At 60.5% G+C, this 16,886-nt stretch carries 13 protein-coding genes and 1 pseudogene; 9 read left to right on the top strand and 5 right to left on the bottom strand.

The genetic code is table 11. The features are described 5' to 3' along the window. Positions 1 to 88: 88 nt before the first annotated feature. Positions 89 to 460 (top strand): annotated as a pseudogene (locus JFU11_RS22835) (TIM barrel protein); the annotation flags it as partial. Here JFU11_RS22835 and JFU11_RS22830 read toward each other — a convergent pair. Both JFU11_RS22830 and JFU11_RS22825 read right to left on the bottom strand, forming a co-directional pair. Continuing rightward, a complete protein-coding gene (locus tag JFU11_RS22830) occupies positions 438 to 1,085 on the bottom strand; it encodes a hypothetical protein (protein ID WP_201062170.1) in 648 nt (215 codons plus the stop codon). The pseudogene JFU11_RS22835 and the gene JFU11_RS22830 overlap by 23 nt on opposite strands. Then, positions 1,082 to 2,269, bottom strand: a complete 1,188-nt coding sequence (locus JFU11_RS22825) for a methyl-accepting chemotaxis protein (protein WP_201062169.1) — start codon at positions 2,267 to 2,269, stop codon at positions 1,082 to 1,084. The genes JFU11_RS22830 and JFU11_RS22825 overlap by 4 nt, the downstream gene beginning before the upstream one ends. 700 nt (positions 2,270 to 2,969) lie before the next feature. Here JFU11_RS22825 and JFU11_RS22820 point away from each other — a divergent pair. The 4 genes from JFU11_RS22820 to JFU11_RS22805 are packed head-to-tail and all read left to right on the top strand — an operon-like array spanning position 2,970 to position 7,278. Continuing rightward, entirely contained in the window at positions 2,970 to 3,827 is an 858-nt protein-coding gene (locus JFU11_RS22820; RefSeq protein WP_201062168.1) for a TIM barrel protein, read from the top strand. Beyond that, positions 3,820 to 4,869 (top strand): 2-oxoglutarate and iron-dependent oxygenase domain-containing protein, encoded by a 1,050-nt coding sequence (locus JFU11_RS22815; protein WP_123721791.1) that lies wholly within the window; start codon positions 3,820 to 3,822, stop codon positions 4,867 to 4,869. Before JFU11_RS22820 ends, JFU11_RS22815 begins: the two co-directional genes overlap by 8 nt. Positions 4,870 to 4,895: 26 nt before the next feature. Next, positions 4,896 to 5,693 carry a transporter substrate-binding domain-containing protein gene (locus JFU11_RS22810; RefSeq protein WP_123721792.1) on the top strand — a complete coding sequence of 266 codons (798 nt, stop codon included), beginning with the start codon at positions 4,896 to 4,898 and terminating at the stop codon, positions 5,691 to 5,693. A 49-nt stretch (positions 5,694 to 5,742) separates the two neighbouring features. Next, complete coding sequence (locus tag JFU11_RS22805) at positions 5,743 to 7,278, top strand: amino acid ABC transporter permease/ATP-binding protein (RefSeq protein WP_201062167.1); 1,536 nt, start codon at positions 5,743 to 5,745, stop codon at positions 7,276 to 7,278. Between the two features lie 53 nt (positions 7,279 to 7,331). Here the strand turns inward: JFU11_RS22805 and JFU11_RS22800 are convergent, their stop codons facing one another. The 3 genes from JFU11_RS22800 to JFU11_RS22790 all read right to left on the bottom strand — a co-directional run bounded on the left by JFU11_RS22800 (position 7,332) and on the right by JFU11_RS22790 (position 11,107). After that, entirely contained in the window at positions 7,332 to 8,096 is a 765-nt protein-coding gene (locus JFU11_RS22800) for an ABC transporter substrate-binding protein (protein WP_201062166.1), read from the bottom strand. 135 nt (positions 8,097 to 8,231) lie between these two features. Then, positions 8,232 to 9,140 carry an alpha/beta hydrolase gene (locus tag JFU11_RS22795; RefSeq protein ID WP_201062165.1) on the bottom strand — a complete coding sequence of 303 codons (909 nt, stop codon included), beginning with the start codon at positions 9,138 to 9,140 and terminating at the stop codon, positions 8,232 to 8,234. 191 nt (positions 9,141 to 9,331) lie between these two features. After that, on the bottom strand, positions 9,332 to 11,107 hold the full coding sequence (locus JFU11_RS22790) for a sigma-54-dependent Fis family transcriptional regulator (RefSeq protein ID WP_201062164.1): 1,776 nt from the start codon (positions 11,105 to 11,107) through the stop codon (positions 9,332 to 9,334). Positions 11,108 to 11,394: 287 nt separating this feature from the next. Between JFU11_RS22790 and JFU11_RS22785 the strand changes: the two genes are divergently transcribed. The 4 genes from JFU11_RS22785 to JFU11_RS22770 all read left to right on the top strand — a co-directional run bounded on the left by JFU11_RS22785 (position 11,395) and on the right by JFU11_RS22770 (position 16,825). Then, positions 11,395 to 12,870, top strand: coding sequence for a benzaldehyde dehydrogenase (locus tag JFU11_RS22785; protein WP_123721797.1), 1,476 nt, complete (start codon positions 11,395 to 11,397; stop codon positions 12,868 to 12,870). A gap of 59 nt (positions 12,871 to 12,929) precedes the next feature. After that, positions 12,930 to 13,697 carry a coniferyl-alcohol dehydrogenase gene (locus JFU11_RS22780; protein ID WP_123721798.1) on the top strand — a complete coding sequence of 256 codons (768 nt, stop codon included), beginning with the start codon at positions 12,930 to 12,932 and terminating at the stop codon, positions 13,695 to 13,697. A 101-nt stretch (positions 13,698 to 13,798) separates the two neighbouring features. Then, positions 13,799 to 15,448 carry a DUF1302 domain-containing protein gene (locus tag JFU11_RS22775; protein WP_201062163.1) on the top strand — a complete coding sequence of 550 codons (1,650 nt, stop codon included), beginning with the start codon at positions 13,799 to 13,801 and terminating at the stop codon, positions 15,446 to 15,448. 15 nt (positions 15,449 to 15,463) lie between these two features. Beyond that, positions 15,464 to 16,825: a DUF1329 domain-containing protein gene (locus tag JFU11_RS22770; RefSeq protein WP_201062162.1), complete on the top strand. Its 1,362-nt coding sequence runs from the start codon at positions 15,464 to 15,466 to the stop codon at positions 16,823 to 16,825. Positions 16,826 to 16,886 lie beyond the last annotated feature (61 nt).

Raw genomic sequence — 16,886 nt, 5'->3', positions numbered from 1 at the left:
CTCCACGCATTAAAAAATGGATCCCTGAAAAGAGATCCATTTTTTTTGGCCCGCAGCACGGTAGTGCTGTCCTGGAACATTAATCATCAGGGACATGCGCGGGGCGGGCTTTTTCCTCAACCGCCAGGATCAGGCCCAAGCCATCTGCAAGGAAGTGGGCGCCAGTAACTTGAAGGTTCAGTTCGACTGCTACCACTGCCAGATCGTCGAAGGCGACCTGGCCACTAAACTGCGTCGGGACTTCGACGGCATCGGTCATATCCAGATCGCCGGCGTGCCGGATCGACATGAGCCGGACCTGGGAGAAGTCAATTACCCGTATCTGTTCGAATTGATCGACCAGTTGGGTTATGACGGCTGGGTAGGGTGTGAATACCGGCCGCGTGGTAACAGCAGCGCGTCCTCGGCACCGCTGCGAAGTCGAATGGTTATCTGCCTCAGTCCAGATCCCGGCGGATAGCGTCGAGGCGTTCGTCGAGCAAAGGGGTGAGCAGGGCGTAGCACTCCGCCGGGGTGATAGACACGGTCTTTGTACCGATCAGGCAACTTTGAAGTCGTTCGAGAGCGTCGTGCAGCGAACGGGGGGCATGCCTGAGCAAGCGCTCATGCAGGTACTGCAATTGCACAAGCATTTCCAATGGGCAACGCTGATGGGCGGCGGCGCGTACCGACAGGCCGCGCAGCCGCCCCAGGTCTTCCAGCTCCCAACAGCGCTCGGCGATGCTCGGGGGCTGAAGATTGAGCGCACAGCGTTGCAGTTCGAGGTGCTGGATGGCGCCGAGCAGGTCTTGCAGCAACCGGCAATGGCCATCGAAATCCGTAGGGTCGCGGCGTAATGAGTTCCAGGACTGGCATTGTGCGGAAAACGGCCACTCCCTCCAGCGTTGGTCGAGCGCGTGACCGAGTGCCTGGCAACGCTGTTGCGCCTCGCGGGTGATCTGTCCACCGAGGCCGCGATGCTGCTGCAGACCTTGCAGCAGGTCGAGGCCCAGCAAGAGAGCCTGTTTCAGTCCGGTGTCAACCTGTGGCAGACGGATTCGTCGAGATTGCCCAGCATCGAGTGTTGCGCCGAGTTGTAGGTTCATGGGCGGCTTCCGACGGTGAGCTGGTTGAGATAACGGGTCAGATCATGCAACGCATGGGTTTGCATGCTCTGCTCCTGCACCGCCCCATTGACCTGTTGCAACTGTTCGCTGAGGGCATGATTGGCTTGCTGGTGCTCGCTGAGCGCCAGTTGCATGGCGCCGAGGTGTTGCAGATTGGTCTGGCTTCGTCGAGCCAGGTCGTCGAGGTTGGCGGCGAGGTGCTCGCTCTGTTGGCTGCCTGATTCCAGCAAAGCACGGTGTTCTTTGACCTCGCCGTCCACCTGGCGCACGGCTGTGGCGATCGCCGTCGCGGCCGTGGTGATTTCGTTGGTCGCCCGGTCGGTGGCCTGGGCCAGGCTGCGGACCTCATCGGCGACCACGGCAAAACCGCGGCCGTGCTCACCCGCGCGGGCAGCCTCGATGGAGGCATTGAGCGCCAGCAACTGGGTCTGCCTGGCCAGTGCCTGGATGCTAGTGACGGTGCTTTCCACTGCGGTAGTGCGCTGCAGCAATGCTTCCACGGCGTGAGCGGTATTGCCCAGGCTGTGCTGAATGGTGAGCATGCTGCCACCCACTGAGCGCGCCTCCAGACAACCGGATTCGCTCTGGGCATGGGCGTTGGCGAAGGCCGCCAGCGCACCTTGGGCCAAGGCATCGATGCTGTGCAGGGTCTGATCGATCTGCTCGCTGGCGGCCGCGATCATGGCGATTCGCTGGCTTTGTTCCTCACCCTGGTCGCGGGCCTGTTGGGCCATGTGCTCCAGGGCACGGCTGGCGAACTGTACCTCGCTGCGCAAGCGTTCGTTGTTGCGCAGTTGCATGCTGGCTGCCACCAGTAGCGTCGCTGGGTCTGCATTCTGGGAGCCGTGTAGCAGCCGTGCCAGTTCAGCGTCCCAGAATGTCTGCAGATGGCGTTGATGGCGCTCGCGAAGTTGCCAGGCGCAGCCCAGGTAAAGGACGCCAGGTATCAGGGTCAGTGCGCTTGTGGGTTGTTCGGCCAGCACGAGACCGCAGGCGCCGAGGGCCAATCCAAGCGGTAACCAGAAACCGGTTCTACTGCGTTCGAGCAGGGCCATACCGGGTTTGAACAATGCTCTGAGGGCTGTGCCGGCGGGACGCGATTTGCCGCCGCTGTGCAGAGCGGCGATGGCATGACCCGAGGGGAGTATTCCTTGAGCAGACATGAGGATTTCCTTTTGTACCGGGATGAAAGCAAAAACGGCGTACGCCCACCTTCCACCATGTGGAAGGGAGCGGACGCCGTTGCCCGTGATTCTTTGCGAAGCCATCGTCATTGATGGCTCAAGCCTGATCAAAAGCCTAAGCAAGTTGTTTGCCAGCCTTTGCGGTCGCCAGCGCGTCAGCCTGTCGCCCCTGCAGTGAAGGGGAGATTCCATTTCGATGGCCAGGGCTACGAAGGCAGAAAATGCGATCAACGCACCAGTCGCGGGAATGGCTGAGCCGCAGTGCTCTGTTCTGGTTCGTGCGCATCAGCACTGGTCGCACTCTTTGTAGCAGCTGCCGAGCCTGCGAGGCTGCGTTCGGCTGCGAAGCAGTCGTGAGTCCGGCTGATGCGGTCTGCCTGACACATCGCGAGTTCTGGTTTTACGACTGCTGCGCAGCCGAACGCAGCCTCGCAGGCTCGACAGCTGCTACGGATCGCATTGCGGCTTACAGAGTGCAAGAAAACCCGGCATGGTTAGTTCATGAATTTCTGAACTAACTATTTGCTGCAGCCTATTCAATCATTTGCCGATAGGGTCTTAGGATCCTCCCCACGGGACTGACGCCATCAGAGCAGCAGCCCGCAGCATCCCCTTTCGACTGCCCAGTAAACGCCACCAGCCCAATCCGCTAGTGGCCCGACGCAGCCGAGAGGAATGCATGAAGCTAGAGATTTTCCGCACGTTGTGGGGCTATACCGCCAGCAAGGCACAGGCCCTGGATGAATTGCTCGCCGCCGGCTTCGATGGCATCGAAGCACGTCTGCCGCTGCAGGCCGATGAGCGTGGCGAGTTCGGCGCTTTCCTGCGCAGCAATAGGGTTCCCTATATCTGCACGCTGTTCAGTGCTTACGATGTATTGCCCGACCAGAACGCCACACCCGCCCAACACTTGGCCGACATTGATCGCAAGCTGGGTTGGGCCACGGAGCTGACCCCACGTTTCGTCAATCTGCTGGCAGGCAACGACCGCTGGCCGCAGGCATTGCAGGTCGAGTTCTTCGGCCAGGCCATGGAACTGGCCGCCAGGCATGGGGTGTTCTGCAGTTTCGAGACTCACCGCGCCCGTTCCCTATACAGCCCTTGGGTGACCCTGGAACTGATCCGCCAACTGCCGGGACTGCGTTTCACCAGTGACATCAGTCATTGGGTGGTGTGCTGCGAGCGATTGCTGGACGACCCGGCCGACGATCTTTCGACCTTCGTCGAGCGTGTGCATCACATTCAGGCCCGGGTCGGCTATGACCAGGGCCCGCAAGTCCCCCATCCCGCCGCTCCGGAATATGCCCGTGAACTGGCTTTTCATCAGCGTCACTGGGAGGCCGTCTGGACCTCTCAGCTTCAGCGCGGCTATTCGGTCAGCACCCTGACGCCGGAGTTCGGTGCCGACGGTTATCTGCATCACTTGCCCTTCACCAATATGCCGGTGGCCGACCTCTGGACCTTGAACCAGTGGATGGCCCGCACCGAGCGCGAACACTTCGATCGTTTCACGCGTGAAGGAGCCCGCCATGAGTAATACCTCGTCAACCCAGGCCAACTTCAACAGCATCCCGGTGGTGAACATCGCCGGACTCTTCAGTATTGAACTGGAGCACCGCCTGGCAGTGGCCGAGCAACTGGGTCGCGCCGCCAGCGATGTGGGCTTTCTGTATATCACCGGGCATGGCATCGATCCGTCGCTGATCGAGGGCCTGCGCCAGGCGGCCAGGGATTATTTTGCACAGCCGCTGGAAGCCAAGATGCGCCACTACATCGGCGCCTCGCAAAGCCATAAAGGTTTCGTGCCCGAAGGTGAGGAGGTGTATTCCAAGGGCAAGCCGGATCATAAAGAGGCCTTCGATATCGGCTTCGAAGTGCCTGTGGATGACCCTCTGTTCCTCAACCGTACGCCGCTGCTGGGGCCGAACCACTGGCCTGACGTGCCGGGCTTCCAGGGCGCGGTACAAAACTACTATCAGGCGGTGTTCTCTCTAGGTCGCCGACTGTTCGATGGCTTCGCCTTGGCCCTGGGGTTGAAGGAGGGCTACTTCGACGCGCTGGTGACTCGCCCACCCTCCAAGCTGCGACTGATCCATTACCCCTTCGACGCCGAAGCCGTGGATGCCCCGGGTATTGGCGCACATACCGACTACGAGTGCTTCACCATCTTGCATGCCGATCAACCGGGGCTGGAGGTGCTTAACGATCAGGATCAATGGATCGACGCACCGCCAATGCCCGGTGCGTTCGTGGTGAACATCGGCGACATGCTGGAAGTCATGACCGCAGGGGCCTTTGTCGCCACTGCCCACCGGGTGCGCAAGGTCGCTCAGGAGCGCTACAGCTTCCCGCTGTTCTACGCCTGCGACTATCACACGCTGATCAAACCGCTGCCGGCTTTCGCCAAGGATGCCGGGGATTACGAGGCACTGGCGATTGGCGAGCACATGTGGAGCCAGGCGCTGCAGACCTACCAGTACCTGCGCAAACGCGTGGAAAACGGCGAGCTTGAGCTGCCGTCCCGGGCTCGAAAGCCATCGAGCTTCGGCCGCCTGAAGAACACCACCACTCATTCCTAAAAAAACAACCAACGGAGCTTCCCACGATGAAAAGCCACTACGCCCTGACCAAACTGAGCCTGCTCGCCGCTGGCCTGTTCTGCGCCAGTACCGCCTTCGCCAGCACCGCGACCCCCGGTGTGTTGAAGGTCGGTATGGAAATCACCTACCCGCCGTTCGAGTCCTACGACGCAGACAAGAATGTGGTCGGCTCCGACCCTGAGTTGGCCCACTCCCTGGCCAAGGCGATGGACGTCAAGGCTAACTTCGTCGATACCAAGTTTCCCAATCTGATCAACGGCCTCAACGCCGGGCATTACGACGCGATCATTTCCGGCATGTACATCACTCCCGAACGCCAGCTCCAGGCCCGCACCATCGCCTACGCCAATACCGGCGCCGCGATCATGGTGCCCAAGGGCAGTGAGTTGACCCCTCAGGTTCCTGAAGACTTGTGCGGCCTGAAGATCGGCCTGGAGCAGGGCACCACCTGGGTTGGCAAGTTCACCCAGTTGTCCAGCGACTACTGCGTACCGAACAACAAAGGCGCCATCACCGTCAACGAGTACCCCTCGGCTCCCGAAGTGACACAGGCGCTGCTCTCGAAGAACATCCAGGCTCAGGTGGAAATTGCTGGCGCCGCGCACATGATCGCCGAGCGTACCAACGGGCGGGTAGTGGTCAGCTCGCAGAAGCTGGTGTACCCGCAGACCTTGGGCATCTACGTGAAGAAAGACGCCGATGCTACTTATCAGGCGCTGGTCAAGGCCCTGGCCGACAGTAAAGCCAGCGGTGAGTACGCCACCATTCTCAAAAAATATGATCTGGAACCGGTCTCCGAGTAATGGCTGAAACCGCGCCCTCGGTCGAGGGCGCGGCTCGCACGAGGTGTCTATGCAATTCGACTGGTCTTACTTTATTTCGCTGTTCTCCAAGACTGACTTCTGGGCGGCGAGCCTGACCGTCATCGAACTGAGTGCCCTGGCCTGGTTCCTGGGGATGTTGCTGGGCTTTGTTCTGGCATCAGCCAAGTTGTCCAGCTTACCCTGGCTGCGCATGCCGGCGTCACTCTACATCTGGTTCTTTCGCAGCATTCCGCTGCTGGTGCTGGTGGTCTTCATCTACAACCTGCCGCAGCTGCTGCCCGGTGCCGGGCCGGTGCTGTCGGTGCCGTTCTATTCCGGCCTGTTGGCGCTGGTGGTCACTGAGGCCGCCTACATGGCTGAAATTCATCGTGGCGGACTGATCTCGGTCGCCAAGGGGCAGAAGGAAGCCGGCCGTGCTCTGGGTATCGGCCTGTTCGGCCTGCAAAGGCTGATTGTGATTCCCCAGGCGTTTCGCATCTCACTGCCAACGTTGATCAACGAATACATCACAGTGGTCAAACTGACCTCGTTGATCTCGGTGATTTCACTGACCGAACTGTTGACCGTCGGCCAGCGCCTGTATGCCCAGAACTTCCTGGTGATGGAAACCCTGGCGGCGGTGGGTGTGTATTACGTGCTGATCGTCACTGTGTTCGGCTTCGCCCTGCAACGCCTGGAATGCTACCTGGACCTCAACCTGCGGACACCGCAAACCCTCGATAGCGCCTCGGCGAAAGTGCTGCGTGACAGTCTGGCGCCTGTAGCAACGAGCAAGTTCAAACCCCCGGCCAAAGGCGCCGCCCCGGCCCTGCAACTTCAGGGCGTGCACAAACGCTACGGCGATCATCATGTGCTCAAGGGCATCGACCTGAAGGTACAAAGTGGCCAAGTGATTTCTATCATCGGCCCGTCGGGCTCCGGCAAGACCTCGCTGATTCGGACGGTCAATGGCCTGGAGCGCATCGATCAAGGCGAAATCCTGTTGTTCGGGGAGAGCTTCATCAATGCCGAGGACAAACCGGATAGCCGTCGGATTCGTCAGGGCGTACGGCGCATCGGCATGGTGTTCCAGAACTTCAACCTGTTCCCTCACCGGACGCTGCTGGACAACATCAGCCTCGCTCCCCGTTATCATGGCGTCAGCCGCGCACTGAGCGAACAACGCGCCTGCCAGCTACTCGACAAGGTCGGCCTGTTGGCCCACGTCCACAAATATCCGCATCAACTGTCCGGGGGCCAGCAACAGCGCGTGGCGATTGCCCGAGCCATGGCCATGGACCCGGACATCCTGTTATTCGACGAGCCCACCTCGGCGCTGGATCCGGAGCTGGTCGGCGAGGTGCTCACGGTCATAGGCAATCTGGCCCGGGAAGGCATGACCCTGCTGATCGTCACCCACGAGATGGACTTTGCGCTGTCGATCTCTGACCGGGTGATCTTCATGGAAAATGGCCACATTCAGCTGGATGCCTCGCCACAGGAGATCCGCGAGGAGCCTGAGGCTCATCGAGTGCGGCGGTTCATGGGGTTGCAGGAGCCAGCGGAGGAGAGATGCCTGTCTTGAATGGGTTTAGCCGCCCCGGCAATACGCAGAATGAGCGGCGCTTGTCGGTTCCGTTATTGCGACAAATAGCTCTTCTGTATACGCGCCAGAGTGCCGTCATCGCGAAGCTTTTCAACCGCCTCGCGCAGGTCTTGCACCAGTTGAGCGGAGCAAAGCCTGGAGCAAGCCAGATAGAGCTCCGCTCTGTTCATGACGGGGCTCATGAACAGCTTGCGTTCAGACATTTTCGGCCAGATGTATTGACTCTCGGGAACACCGTTGAACCAGGCATCAATGCGACCTTTCAAAAGCATCTGCGCGGGGTTGTCGCCAATGGTCAGGGGGTAGATCTGCTCGTCGCTGAAGCCTTGTGTGCGCAGGATTTCCTCCTGCGCACTGCCGAGGCCGACGCCGATCACCCGGTAGGTTTTTTTCGCTTGCGCGAAGCTGCTCACCGGCCGGTCAAGGCTGAAAAAAGCGCGCTCCATGGGCATGATCGACGCGATCCAGGTGAAGTGATCTTCGCGTTCAGGCGTGCGAGACAAGGGGGTTATCAGAAGATCCTGCTTCTCGCTGACGTATTTCTGCGCTCTGGCCCAGGGAAGCCCATGGACATGAGCGACATAGCCAGCGTTGGCAATGGCCGCCAGGACGGCTTCTCCGACCATTCCGTGGCCTTTGGAGCCATCGATAAAGGTCAGTGGCGGCGCGTCAGGGATATACAACTCAAGCGGCAATGGCGCGCCTGAGGCGTTACCGGCAATAAGCAACGATACCGAAAGACAAAACCTGCAAAGCGCTTTTGTATTGGCAATTAATACCCATGAGCTCTCGCTCATGGTTGATAGGTCAGGCATTGAACGTAGAAGGGCGCCACAAGTCACCAGTGGTGTTGATCACAGAAATGATGAGTTTGCCGACCGTTTTTTGTTATTGAATCCGGTATCGACACGGCATTCTACGCAAACTTGAGGTCAGGACACATCTTCCCTCAGGTGCCGAAGGAGGAAGGCGCTGATCTGGTCCAGTGCCCGGCGGGCTTCTTCGAGTTGATCGCTCATGGTCTGGAAGACATGAATCATTCCCGGCCAGACGTCCAGGTGTACCGCCACTTCGGCGCTGGCCAGGCGGCTGGCGAGCCGGGTTGAATCGTCCAGCAGGCATTCCCGGCTGCCCACCTGGATCAGCACTGGCGGTAGACTCCGAAGGTCACCGTACAGGGGGGAGGCCAGCGGATTCAGTGGCTCGGCGCCCTGCAGATAGGTGTCGGCCATAAGGGTTTTGCCAGCAAGCGGGCCGAGCAATGGATCTCGAGCCTTCTGCAAATTCCAGGACTCTCCTGTCTGAGCCATGTCCACCCAAGGCGACATCACTACCGCAGCCGCGGGCAGCGGCAAACCAGCGGCCTTGGCAGCCAACATCAGCGCCATGCACAGACCGCCGCCGGCACTGTCGCCGGCCAGCACCAGGTGCTCGGCGTTCACACCGTTTTCGATTAGTGCGCGGTAGACATCCAGAGCGTCCTCTACGGCGGCCGGGAAAGGGTGTTCCGGGGCCAGGCGGTAATCGATGCACAGGGTACGAATCCGGCTGCGGGCTGCCAATTGGCTGGTGAGCGGGCGATAGGCCCGGGCACTGCCGAATGAGTAGCCTCCGCCATGCAGATACAGCAACACGAAGTCAGGCCGGGCATCTGTGGGAATCGCCCAAAGCCCGCTGACGCTGGCCAGATTGGCGGCCTCAAAGGTCACGCCCTCGGCACAGGAGCCGGCACCGAAGAGTTGTTCGGCCTGTTGACGCTGCTGATCGACAGTCAGCGCGCTGAGGGGAGGTAGTTGGGCGAGTTGTTCTATGATGCCGTCGATGTTGTTGTTATTGGGCATGTGGACTCCGGGGCGCGTGTTATGGGGAAAACAAGTTAACTTCAAACATAGTTAATTGTCATAACTATATTGGCAAGATAATTTCGTTTCATCCTCATCTACGACGGGTCGTCGTTGCTACGCTAACCTCCGTGCCTCAACAAGAGCAGGGCTGCTCCTATTGAGGTGGGCCTGCATTGACTCAGCCTGAGTCAGGCCGATGCCTGTCGGTACTTCTTCAGTCGGTAGGCAAACTGCGCACGACTTAACCCCAGCAGTCGCGCGGCGGCGGCGAGGTTGCCTTCGCTCTTTTGCAGCGCTTCGTCGATCAAACGCGACTCCAGACCTTCAATGGAGAAGCCGTGTTCCAGGCGAGCCAGGGTTTCCAGCAAGGCTGGACGAGGCTGCGTGCTGGCGGGGCTCGGGTCAGTGGCCGCGAGGCTGCCATTGCCGTCCAGAGAGTACGCCTCCTGCGGCATGGGTTCGTTGCGAAACAGGTGGACCAGATCGATGGCTTGACCGTCTTCGCTGGCGATCAGGCCGCGCTCGACCAGGTTCTGCAATTCCCGCACGTTGCCGGGAAAGTCATAGCGCAACAGCACTTTGAGCGCGCGCATGGTCAGCCCGGCGGGCTTGCGGGCGTAGGCCTGACAGAAGCGCCGCAGGAACGCATTGACCAGCAACGGGATGTCGTCACGACGTTCGCGCAATGGCGGCAACGTGATGGGGTAGACGTTGAGGCGGTAGAACAGGTCCTCGCGAAAGTCTCCGGCCGCCACGGCTTTGCGCAAGTCGACATTGGTTGCCGCCACCACCCGGACATCGACCTTGATCGGCTGGCTTGCACCGATGCGCTCGATCTCACGCTCTTGCAATGCACGCAGCAGCTTGCCTTGGCCCGGCAGGCTGAGGCTGGCGATTTCATCGAGAAACAGGGTGCCACCGTGAGCCCGTTCGAAGCGTCCAGGACGCGAATGGGTCGCGCCGGTATAGGCGCCGCGTTCGACACCGAACAGTTCGGCCTCAATCAGATTGTCCGGGATCGCGGCGCAGTTGAGGGCCACGAAAGGTGCTTGATGGCGTGGGCTGAACTGATGCAACTGACGGGCGAACAATTCCTTGCCGACGCCGGACTCGCCGCTGAACAGCACCGTGGCAGGCGTCGGCGCAACGCGCTGCAAGGCGAGGGTCGCGGCGTTGAAGGCGGCGCTGGCGCCAATGGGTTTTTGCCCGCCGGGTAATTCGCTGTCATCGTCCTGGGGCGCCGGCGCCGGGGCCGGGCGCTGCTTGGGGGCGACGCTGGATGGCGTGGCGGTGAGATAACTCAGGTCCTGTTCGACATCGCCCCATTGCTCGGCGGTCTTGCCGATCACCCGGCAGCACTCATGGCCCATGCCCCGGCATTCGGTCTCACGGAAGATCACCAGACGACCAAACAAACCGCTGACATAACCGATGGCGTAGCCCAGTTCGGTCCAGCACACCGGATCCTGGCCGATCCCGTGGGCGGCGATATGTTCGTCGGCCTCACAGGAGTGGTGCCAGAGGAATTCACCTTCATAGAAGCCCGAGTCGGCGTCGAATTTGAAGTGCAGGGGTTCGACCTTGGTCATGCCTTCGAGTGTGTGCAGGCGCGTGCCGGCCGAGAAAACCGCCGCGGCATCGGCGTCTGGCCAGCGCTCGCGGATCAATCGCGCATCACGTGCGCCGGACAAATAGCCGGTGCGGGTAAACAGACCGCGAGTCTGTTCCAGTCCCTGGCGCTCGATAATCTCCCGCCGCAGCGCGCCGAAGGATGAACTGTGCAATAGCAGCATGCGCTGGTCGTTGAGCCAGATACGTCCGTCAACCGGGGAAAAGAACAGGCATTCGGCTAACTCGGCCAGGGTCGGTGAGTTGCCCTCGGTCAGTTGAGTGCTGTCTCCCCGGGGCGAGAAATGTTCCTCCTGCAACGCGAGATGAGGAAGCAGCGAATGGGGATTATTCATTGTTATATGCCCCTGAGCGAGTCGACTGATCGAAATGATCAATTAGCAAAACAGTTATTAAACATAACTTTATCATTTGGACAAGTGGCCGGTTGTCGACCGAGCGCCAAACGCCTTGCCCTATTCATCAGTGCTCTTCTCAAACCTTCAGGCCAGAGCCTTCGCCACCTAAAGCGCGTGGCAACGGAAGAAGTCGGCACAGCCCTTGCTCTAGTGCTTTCACGACGCTGCATCGTTTTCGCGAGGCCGCGTCAGGCAATTACAAACACAAGAGCCGGGAGACCGAAATGTCGGTAAGTGAACCATCTGATTTTCTGCGGGACGCACTGTGGTGCGAACGCATCTTCAATGGCGACTGGATACGTCCATTGGGCGGCGTCAACAGAGTCATCGAGCCGGCCACCGGCGAGGTACTGACCGTCACAGGATTAGCCGATGCGGCGGACATCGCGTTTGCCAGCCTGACCGCTGCCCGTGTTCAACCGGCCTGGGCGGCATTGGGGCCACGGGAACGCGCAGAGATCTTTCGCAAAGCCGCAGCCCTGGCCCAGCAACATTTTGCCGAACTGGCGCTGTACATCGCCCGGGAAAGTGGCGGCAGCCTGTTCAAGGGTGAACATGAGGTTCGCGAGGCGATCGTCTTGTTGCATCAGGCTGCCGGTCTGCTGTCGCAACCCCATGGTCTGGTCCTCCCAAGCGAAGCGGGGCGTTTGTCCTATGCGCGCCGGTTGCCCCATGGCGTGGTCGGGGTGATCTCGCCGTTCAACTTTCCCCTGGTGCTCTCCCTGCGTTCGGTGGCACCGGCGCTGGCGGCCGGCAACGCGGTGGTGCTCAAACCCGATCCGCAAACCCCGGTCAGTGGCGGTTTCATCATTGCCCGGTTGTTCGAGGCGGCCGGTTTGCCAAAAGGGTTGCTGCAGGTTTTACCGGGCGCAGCAGTGGCCGGTGAGGCCCTGTGCCGCGATCCGCATGTCCGGATGATCGCGTTCACCGGTTCTACCGCAGCCGGGCGCAAGGTTGCGGAGGTGGCTGGGCGTCATCTGAAAAAAGTCGCTCTGGAACTGGGCGGCAAGAACTCGTTGATCGTGCTCGAAGATGCCGATCTTGAGTTGGCGGCGAGCAATGCCGCCTGGGGTGCCTGGCTGCATCAGGGGCAAATCTGCATGGCCACCGGACGCATCCTGGCCCACGAATCAATCGCTGAAGAACTGGTCCGCCGGCTGGCAGAGAAAGCCCGGGCAATCACGGTCGGCAATGCCGCTCGCGGTGAGGCGGTATTGGGTCCTTTGATTAACAAACGACAGTTGCAACGCGTGCATGAAATCGTCACGGAGAGTGTGACTGCCGGGGCAACACTGCAAGCCGGCGGCGAGTTTGAACGGCTGTTCTACCAACCCACGGTGCTTTCCGGCGTGCGCCCGGGCATGCGCGCATTTGACGAGGAGATCTTCGGCCCGGTCGCCACGGTGGTGAGTTTTACCAGCGACGATGAGGCCATCGACCTGGCCAACCGCACCGAGTATGGCTTGTCCGCAGGGATCATTTCGCCTTCGGTCGGGCACGCGATGGCGATTGGCGAGCAACTCAATTGCGGTCTGCTGCACATCAACGATCAGACGGTGGCCGACGAATGCATCAACCCGTTCGGTGGGCGCGGCAACTCGGGCAATGGCGGCAGCGTTGGCGGTCCGGCCGACTGGGACGAATACACCCAATGGCAATGGGTGACGATCAAGGATAAGGCGCCACGCTATCCGTTCTGACGGACAGGACCAGACCGACGAGGTCGGGCGAGTACACAAAAATAATAAGAGGACTCAACATGAAACTCGACAACAAGATTGTGCTGGTGACCGGGGTCTCCTCGGGTATCGGCGCTGCTACTGCAAGCCTGCTGCGCGCCCACGGCGCCCACGTGATTGGCGTCGATCTGAAGGCGCCGCACATGACCCTGGACGGTTTTGTCCAGGGCGATCTGAGCAGTGCCGAGAACATCGACCGACTGTTGCCGCAGTTACCGGCACGGATCGACAGCCTGTGCAATATCGCCGGGGTGCCGGGCACTGCAAACCCGCAATTGCTGGCGCAGGTCAACTACCTGGGGCTGCGTCACCTGAGCCAGGCATTGCTGCCGCGAATCACCGCTGGCGGCAGCATCGTCAATATCGCCTCGATCCTCGGCGCCGAGTGGCCGTTACGCCTGGAACAGCACAAGGCGCTGGCACGCATCGAAGGTTTCGCCGCCGCGCAAGCCTGGCTGGCGGAGCACCCGGTACCAGACGAAACCTGCTACCAGTATTTCAAGGAAGCCTTGATCGTCTGGAACTACCTGCAGGCGCAGCCCTGGTTTCTCGAACATTCAGTGCGTATGAACAGCGTGGCGCCGGGCCCGGTCTTCACGCCTATCCTCGGCGACTTCGTGAGCATGCTCGGTGAAGCACGAACCCAGGCCGATGCCCATCGCATGAAACGCCCCGGTTATGCCGATGAGGTGGCGGCGGTGATCGCTTTCCTGTGTGCCGATGAGTCGCGCTGGATCAACGGCGTCAACCTGGCAGTCGATGGCGGATTGGCCTCCACCTACATCTGAAACGCACACCTATAGACAGCGGTGCAAGCCGCTACCTGAGCATGCTGGCTGGTGCCATGCGTGCAAAGCCATGCCAAAAATAAAAATAATGAGGAGCGTCCATGGACAACGTTAAACGTTGCTTTCGTTTCAAGCATTGCGCCCTGTTTCTGGCGTTATGCAGTGCAGGTGTGATGGTCGAAAGGGCCGAGGCCATGCAAATGGACCTGGGGGACTCGGATTGGAAACTGCGTTGGGACAACACCATCAAGTACAGCCAGGCCTGGCGTCTGCAAGGTCAGGACAGCCGATTGGTCAACGCACCGACCGCCAATGGCCTGTACCCCTCGATCCAGAGTCAGGGCGATAAAAACTTCAGCCGCGGTCTGGTCTCCAACCGTCTGGATCTGTTTTCCGAAATGGACCTCAGCCGGCAAAACTATGGGCTGCGTGTGAGCGGCGCGGCCTGGTACGACGATATTTACAACCAGGACACCGACAGCAGCGAGCAACCGCATTTCCTCAGCGAAACCCGCAAGCTCCACGGTCGCGATGCGGAAATTCTCGACGCCTTCGTGTTTCTGCGCGGTGACCTCGGCGAAGACTCCCAGGGCGTGGCGCGTCTGGGCCGACACAGCCTGATCTACGGTGAAAGCCTGTTCTACGGCGGCAACGGCATTGCCAATGCCCAGGGCCCGACCGATGTGGTCAAGTTGCTCAGCGTGCCGGGAACCCAGTTCAAGGAAATCCTGCGTCCGGTCAATCAGATCTCCGGGCAGTTGCAGATCAACCCGCAGTTGTCGGTGGGCGCTTACTACCAGTTCGAGTGGGAACGTTCCAATCTGCCCGGTGCCGGCAGCTACCTGAGCGATGTCGATGCCATCGGTTACGGCAGCGGTTCGCTGCGCGAAGTGTTTGGCAACGACACCGTGAATGGCGGCGATCTGAAACCGAGGAACTCGGGGCAGGGCGGCATGCAGATTCGCTTCAAACCGACCGGGACCGAACTGGAGCTGGGTTTCTACGCCGCGCAGTATCACGACAAAGCCCCGATCGGCCTGTACGCCTACCTCGACGGTGCAGCCGCGGCAGCCACCGGGCTGCCGATCCTGAGTTCCTATCGTCAGGTCTACGCCGAAGATATCAAGACTGCCGGCGTCAGCTTCTCCACTGCCTATGGGCCGTTCAACTTTGCCGGTGAAACCTCTGTGCGCTGGAATGCGCCGCTGGTGAGCAACCTGCAAGTGGTGACCCCAGGCACGGAGGCCGATGGCGGCGATGACGCACTGTTTGCCCGGGGCAAAACCGCTCACGCCAACCTGTCGGCGATTTACCTGCTATCGCCTACTGCTTTTTGGGATGGCGGCTCGGCACTGGCCGAGCTGGCGTGGAACCGCACCCTGAGCGTCACCGAGAACGCCGCGGCCCTGGATTCCAACACCACCCGCGATGCCACTGCGTTGCGGGTATTGGTGGAGCCTGCGTACTTCCAGATTGTCGACGGGATCGACCTGACCGTGCCGATCGGCATGGGCGTGGTGCTCGATGGGCGTTCTTCGGCCGTCAACAAGTCGGGCTTCGGCAATTCCCATTCCGGCGATTGGAGTGTCGGGCTCAAGGCGACCTACCTGCAGCGCTGGGATGTCGGCCTGAACTACGTGAACTTCTTCGGGGCCCCGAAAGCCGGGCTGCGCGAGGACGGCAATTTCAGTTACGGGCAGTCGCTGGCCGACCGTGACTTTGTCTCGCTCTACGTGAAAACCTCATTCTAATAAGGTGGATTCGCCATGCAGAACAACGCTTTCCTGAACACTTGCGTCCTTACCCTGGCCCTGGCTGGCATCAGCCTGGCGCAGGCAGCGGTGTCGCCTGAACAGGCTGCACGTTTGAAGTCTGAACTGACGCCTCTTGGCGGCGAGCGCGCCGGCAATGCCGATGGCAGCATCCCGGCCTGGGACGGCGGTTACACCAAGGTCGCGCCGGGCTACAAACCGGGTGACAAACGTGCCGATCCATTCGCCGGTGAGAAACCGCTGTATTCGATCAAGGCCTCGAACATGGAGCAGTACGCCAACGTGCTGGCCGAAGGCACCAAGGTTCTGTTGAAGAAATACCCGGACTATCGCCTGGACATATACCCGACCCATCGCTCGGCAGCAGCCCCGCAATGGGTGTATGACAACACCGGCAAGAATGCCACCCGTGCCACGCTGGATGTGAAAACCGAAAAAGTCGCCAGCGCCTATGGCGGCATCCCGTTCCCGATCCCGGACAACGGCGCGCAAGTACTGTGGAACTACCGGTTGTCCTGGCAGGGCGGCGAGACCATCAGCTCGCCGTTCGATACCTGGCTGATGACCGCCGGTGGCAAGAAGGTCCAGGCGACCCGAGCCCTGTTCAGCTATCAGTTTCCCTACTACTCGGAAAGTGGCAGCCTGGAAAATTTTGCCGGCAAGTACCAGGTTGGCAAGCTGCTGACCGAACTGCCGTCATCCAAGGCCGGCGAAGGCTTGATGACCCATTGGGACATGGACCCGTCCAACCGTGCGGCCTGGCAGTATCTGGTCGGCCAGCGCCGGGTACGCCGAGCGCCGAACATCGCCTACGACACCCCGGACTTCGTCACCTCTGGCGTCGGTCTGTTTGACGAAGCGTTCATGCTGTTCGGGCCTACCGACCGCTACGATCTCAAGCTTGCGGGCAAGAAAGAACTGATCGTCCCCTACAACAATAACCGCGCCGGCCTGGCCAAGAGCGACGACCTGGTCAAACCGAACTTTCTCAATCCTGATCTGGTGCGCTGGGAGAAGCATCGGGTCTGGGTGGTCGAGGCCACGCTCAAATCCGGCAAGCGCCATGTGGTGCCGCATCGGACCTACTACGTCGACGAGGACTCCTGGCAGATCCTGATGGTCGACGGGTATGACGCCCAGGGCAAACTGGGACGGCAGATGTATTCGCTGACGCTGCTGGCGCCAGACCTGCCGGCGCTCACTGCGCAAGTCATGTGGGGCAGCTACAACCTCGATACCGGTGCCTACTTCCTTAACTCTTCGAGCAACGATCTGGCGGTCCAGTACCAGACGATCGCAAAACCTTCGGCTTCCTATTACACACCGGATGCCATGGCCAACGAAAACATGCGTTGAACCATGGAGCACCGTGACGAGCGAAAAGCTCGTCGCGGTCGCTAGGGATTTTCCAGGCGGG

The sequence above is a fragment of the Pseudomonas sp. TH37 genome, from assembly GCF_016650735.1.
Classification (GTDB): domain Bacteria; phylum Pseudomonadota; class Gammaproteobacteria; order Pseudomonadales; family Pseudomonadaceae; genus Aquipseudomonas; species Aquipseudomonas farris.
Note: the sequence above shows the minus strand (reverse complement) of the source record. Positions and strands in the feature narration are given on the sequence as shown.

Bases quoted from the DNA above. Each gene is read 5' to 3' on its own strand.
- JFU11_RS22775 (WP_201062163.1), top strand. From the start codon at position 13,799: ATGGACAACGTTAAACGTTGCTTTCGTTTCAAGCATTGCGCCCTGTTT.
- JFU11_RS22820 (WP_201062168.1), top strand. From the start codon at position 2,970: ATGAAGCTAGAGATTTTCCGCACGTTGTGGGGCTATACCGCCAGCAAG.
- JFU11_RS22785 (WP_123721797.1), top strand. From the start codon at position 11,395: ATGTCGGTAAGTGAACCATCTGATTTTCTGCGGGACGCACTGTGGTGC.
- JFU11_RS22780 (WP_123721798.1), top strand. From the start codon at position 12,930: ATGAAACTCGACAACAAGATTGTGCTGGTGACCGGGGTCTCCTCGGGT.
- JFU11_RS22805 (WP_201062167.1), top strand. From the start codon at position 5,743: ATGCAATTCGACTGGTCTTACTTTATTTCGCTGTTCTCCAAGACTGAC.
- JFU11_RS22770 (WP_201062162.1), top strand. From the start codon at position 15,464: ATGCAGAACAACGCTTTCCTGAACACTTGCGTCCTTACCCTGGCCCTG.
- JFU11_RS22830 (WP_201062170.1), bottom strand. From the start codon at position 1,085: ATGAACCTACAACTCGGCGCAACACTCGATGCTGGGCAATCTCGACGA.
- JFU11_RS22815 (WP_123721791.1), top strand. From the start codon at position 3,820: ATGAGTAATACCTCGTCAACCCAGGCCAACTTCAACAGCATCCCGGTG.
- JFU11_RS22810 (WP_123721792.1), top strand. From the start codon at position 4,896: ATGAAAAGCCACTACGCCCTGACCAAACTGAGCCTGCTCGCCGCTGGC.
- JFU11_RS22795 (WP_201062165.1), bottom strand. From the start codon at position 9,140: ATGCCCAATAACAACAACATCGACGGCATCATAGAACAACTCGCCCAA.
- JFU11_RS22825 (WP_201062169.1), bottom strand. From the start codon at position 2,269: ATGTCTGCTCAAGGAATACTCCCCTCGGGTCATGCCATCGCCGCTCTG.
- JFU11_RS22790 (WP_201062164.1), bottom strand. From the start codon at position 11,107: ATGAATAATCCCCATTCGCTGCTTCCTCATCTCGCGTTGCAGGAGGAA.
- JFU11_RS22800 (WP_201062166.1), bottom strand. From the start codon at position 8,096: ATGAGCGAGAGCTCATGGGTATTAATTGCCAATACAAAAGCGCTTTGC.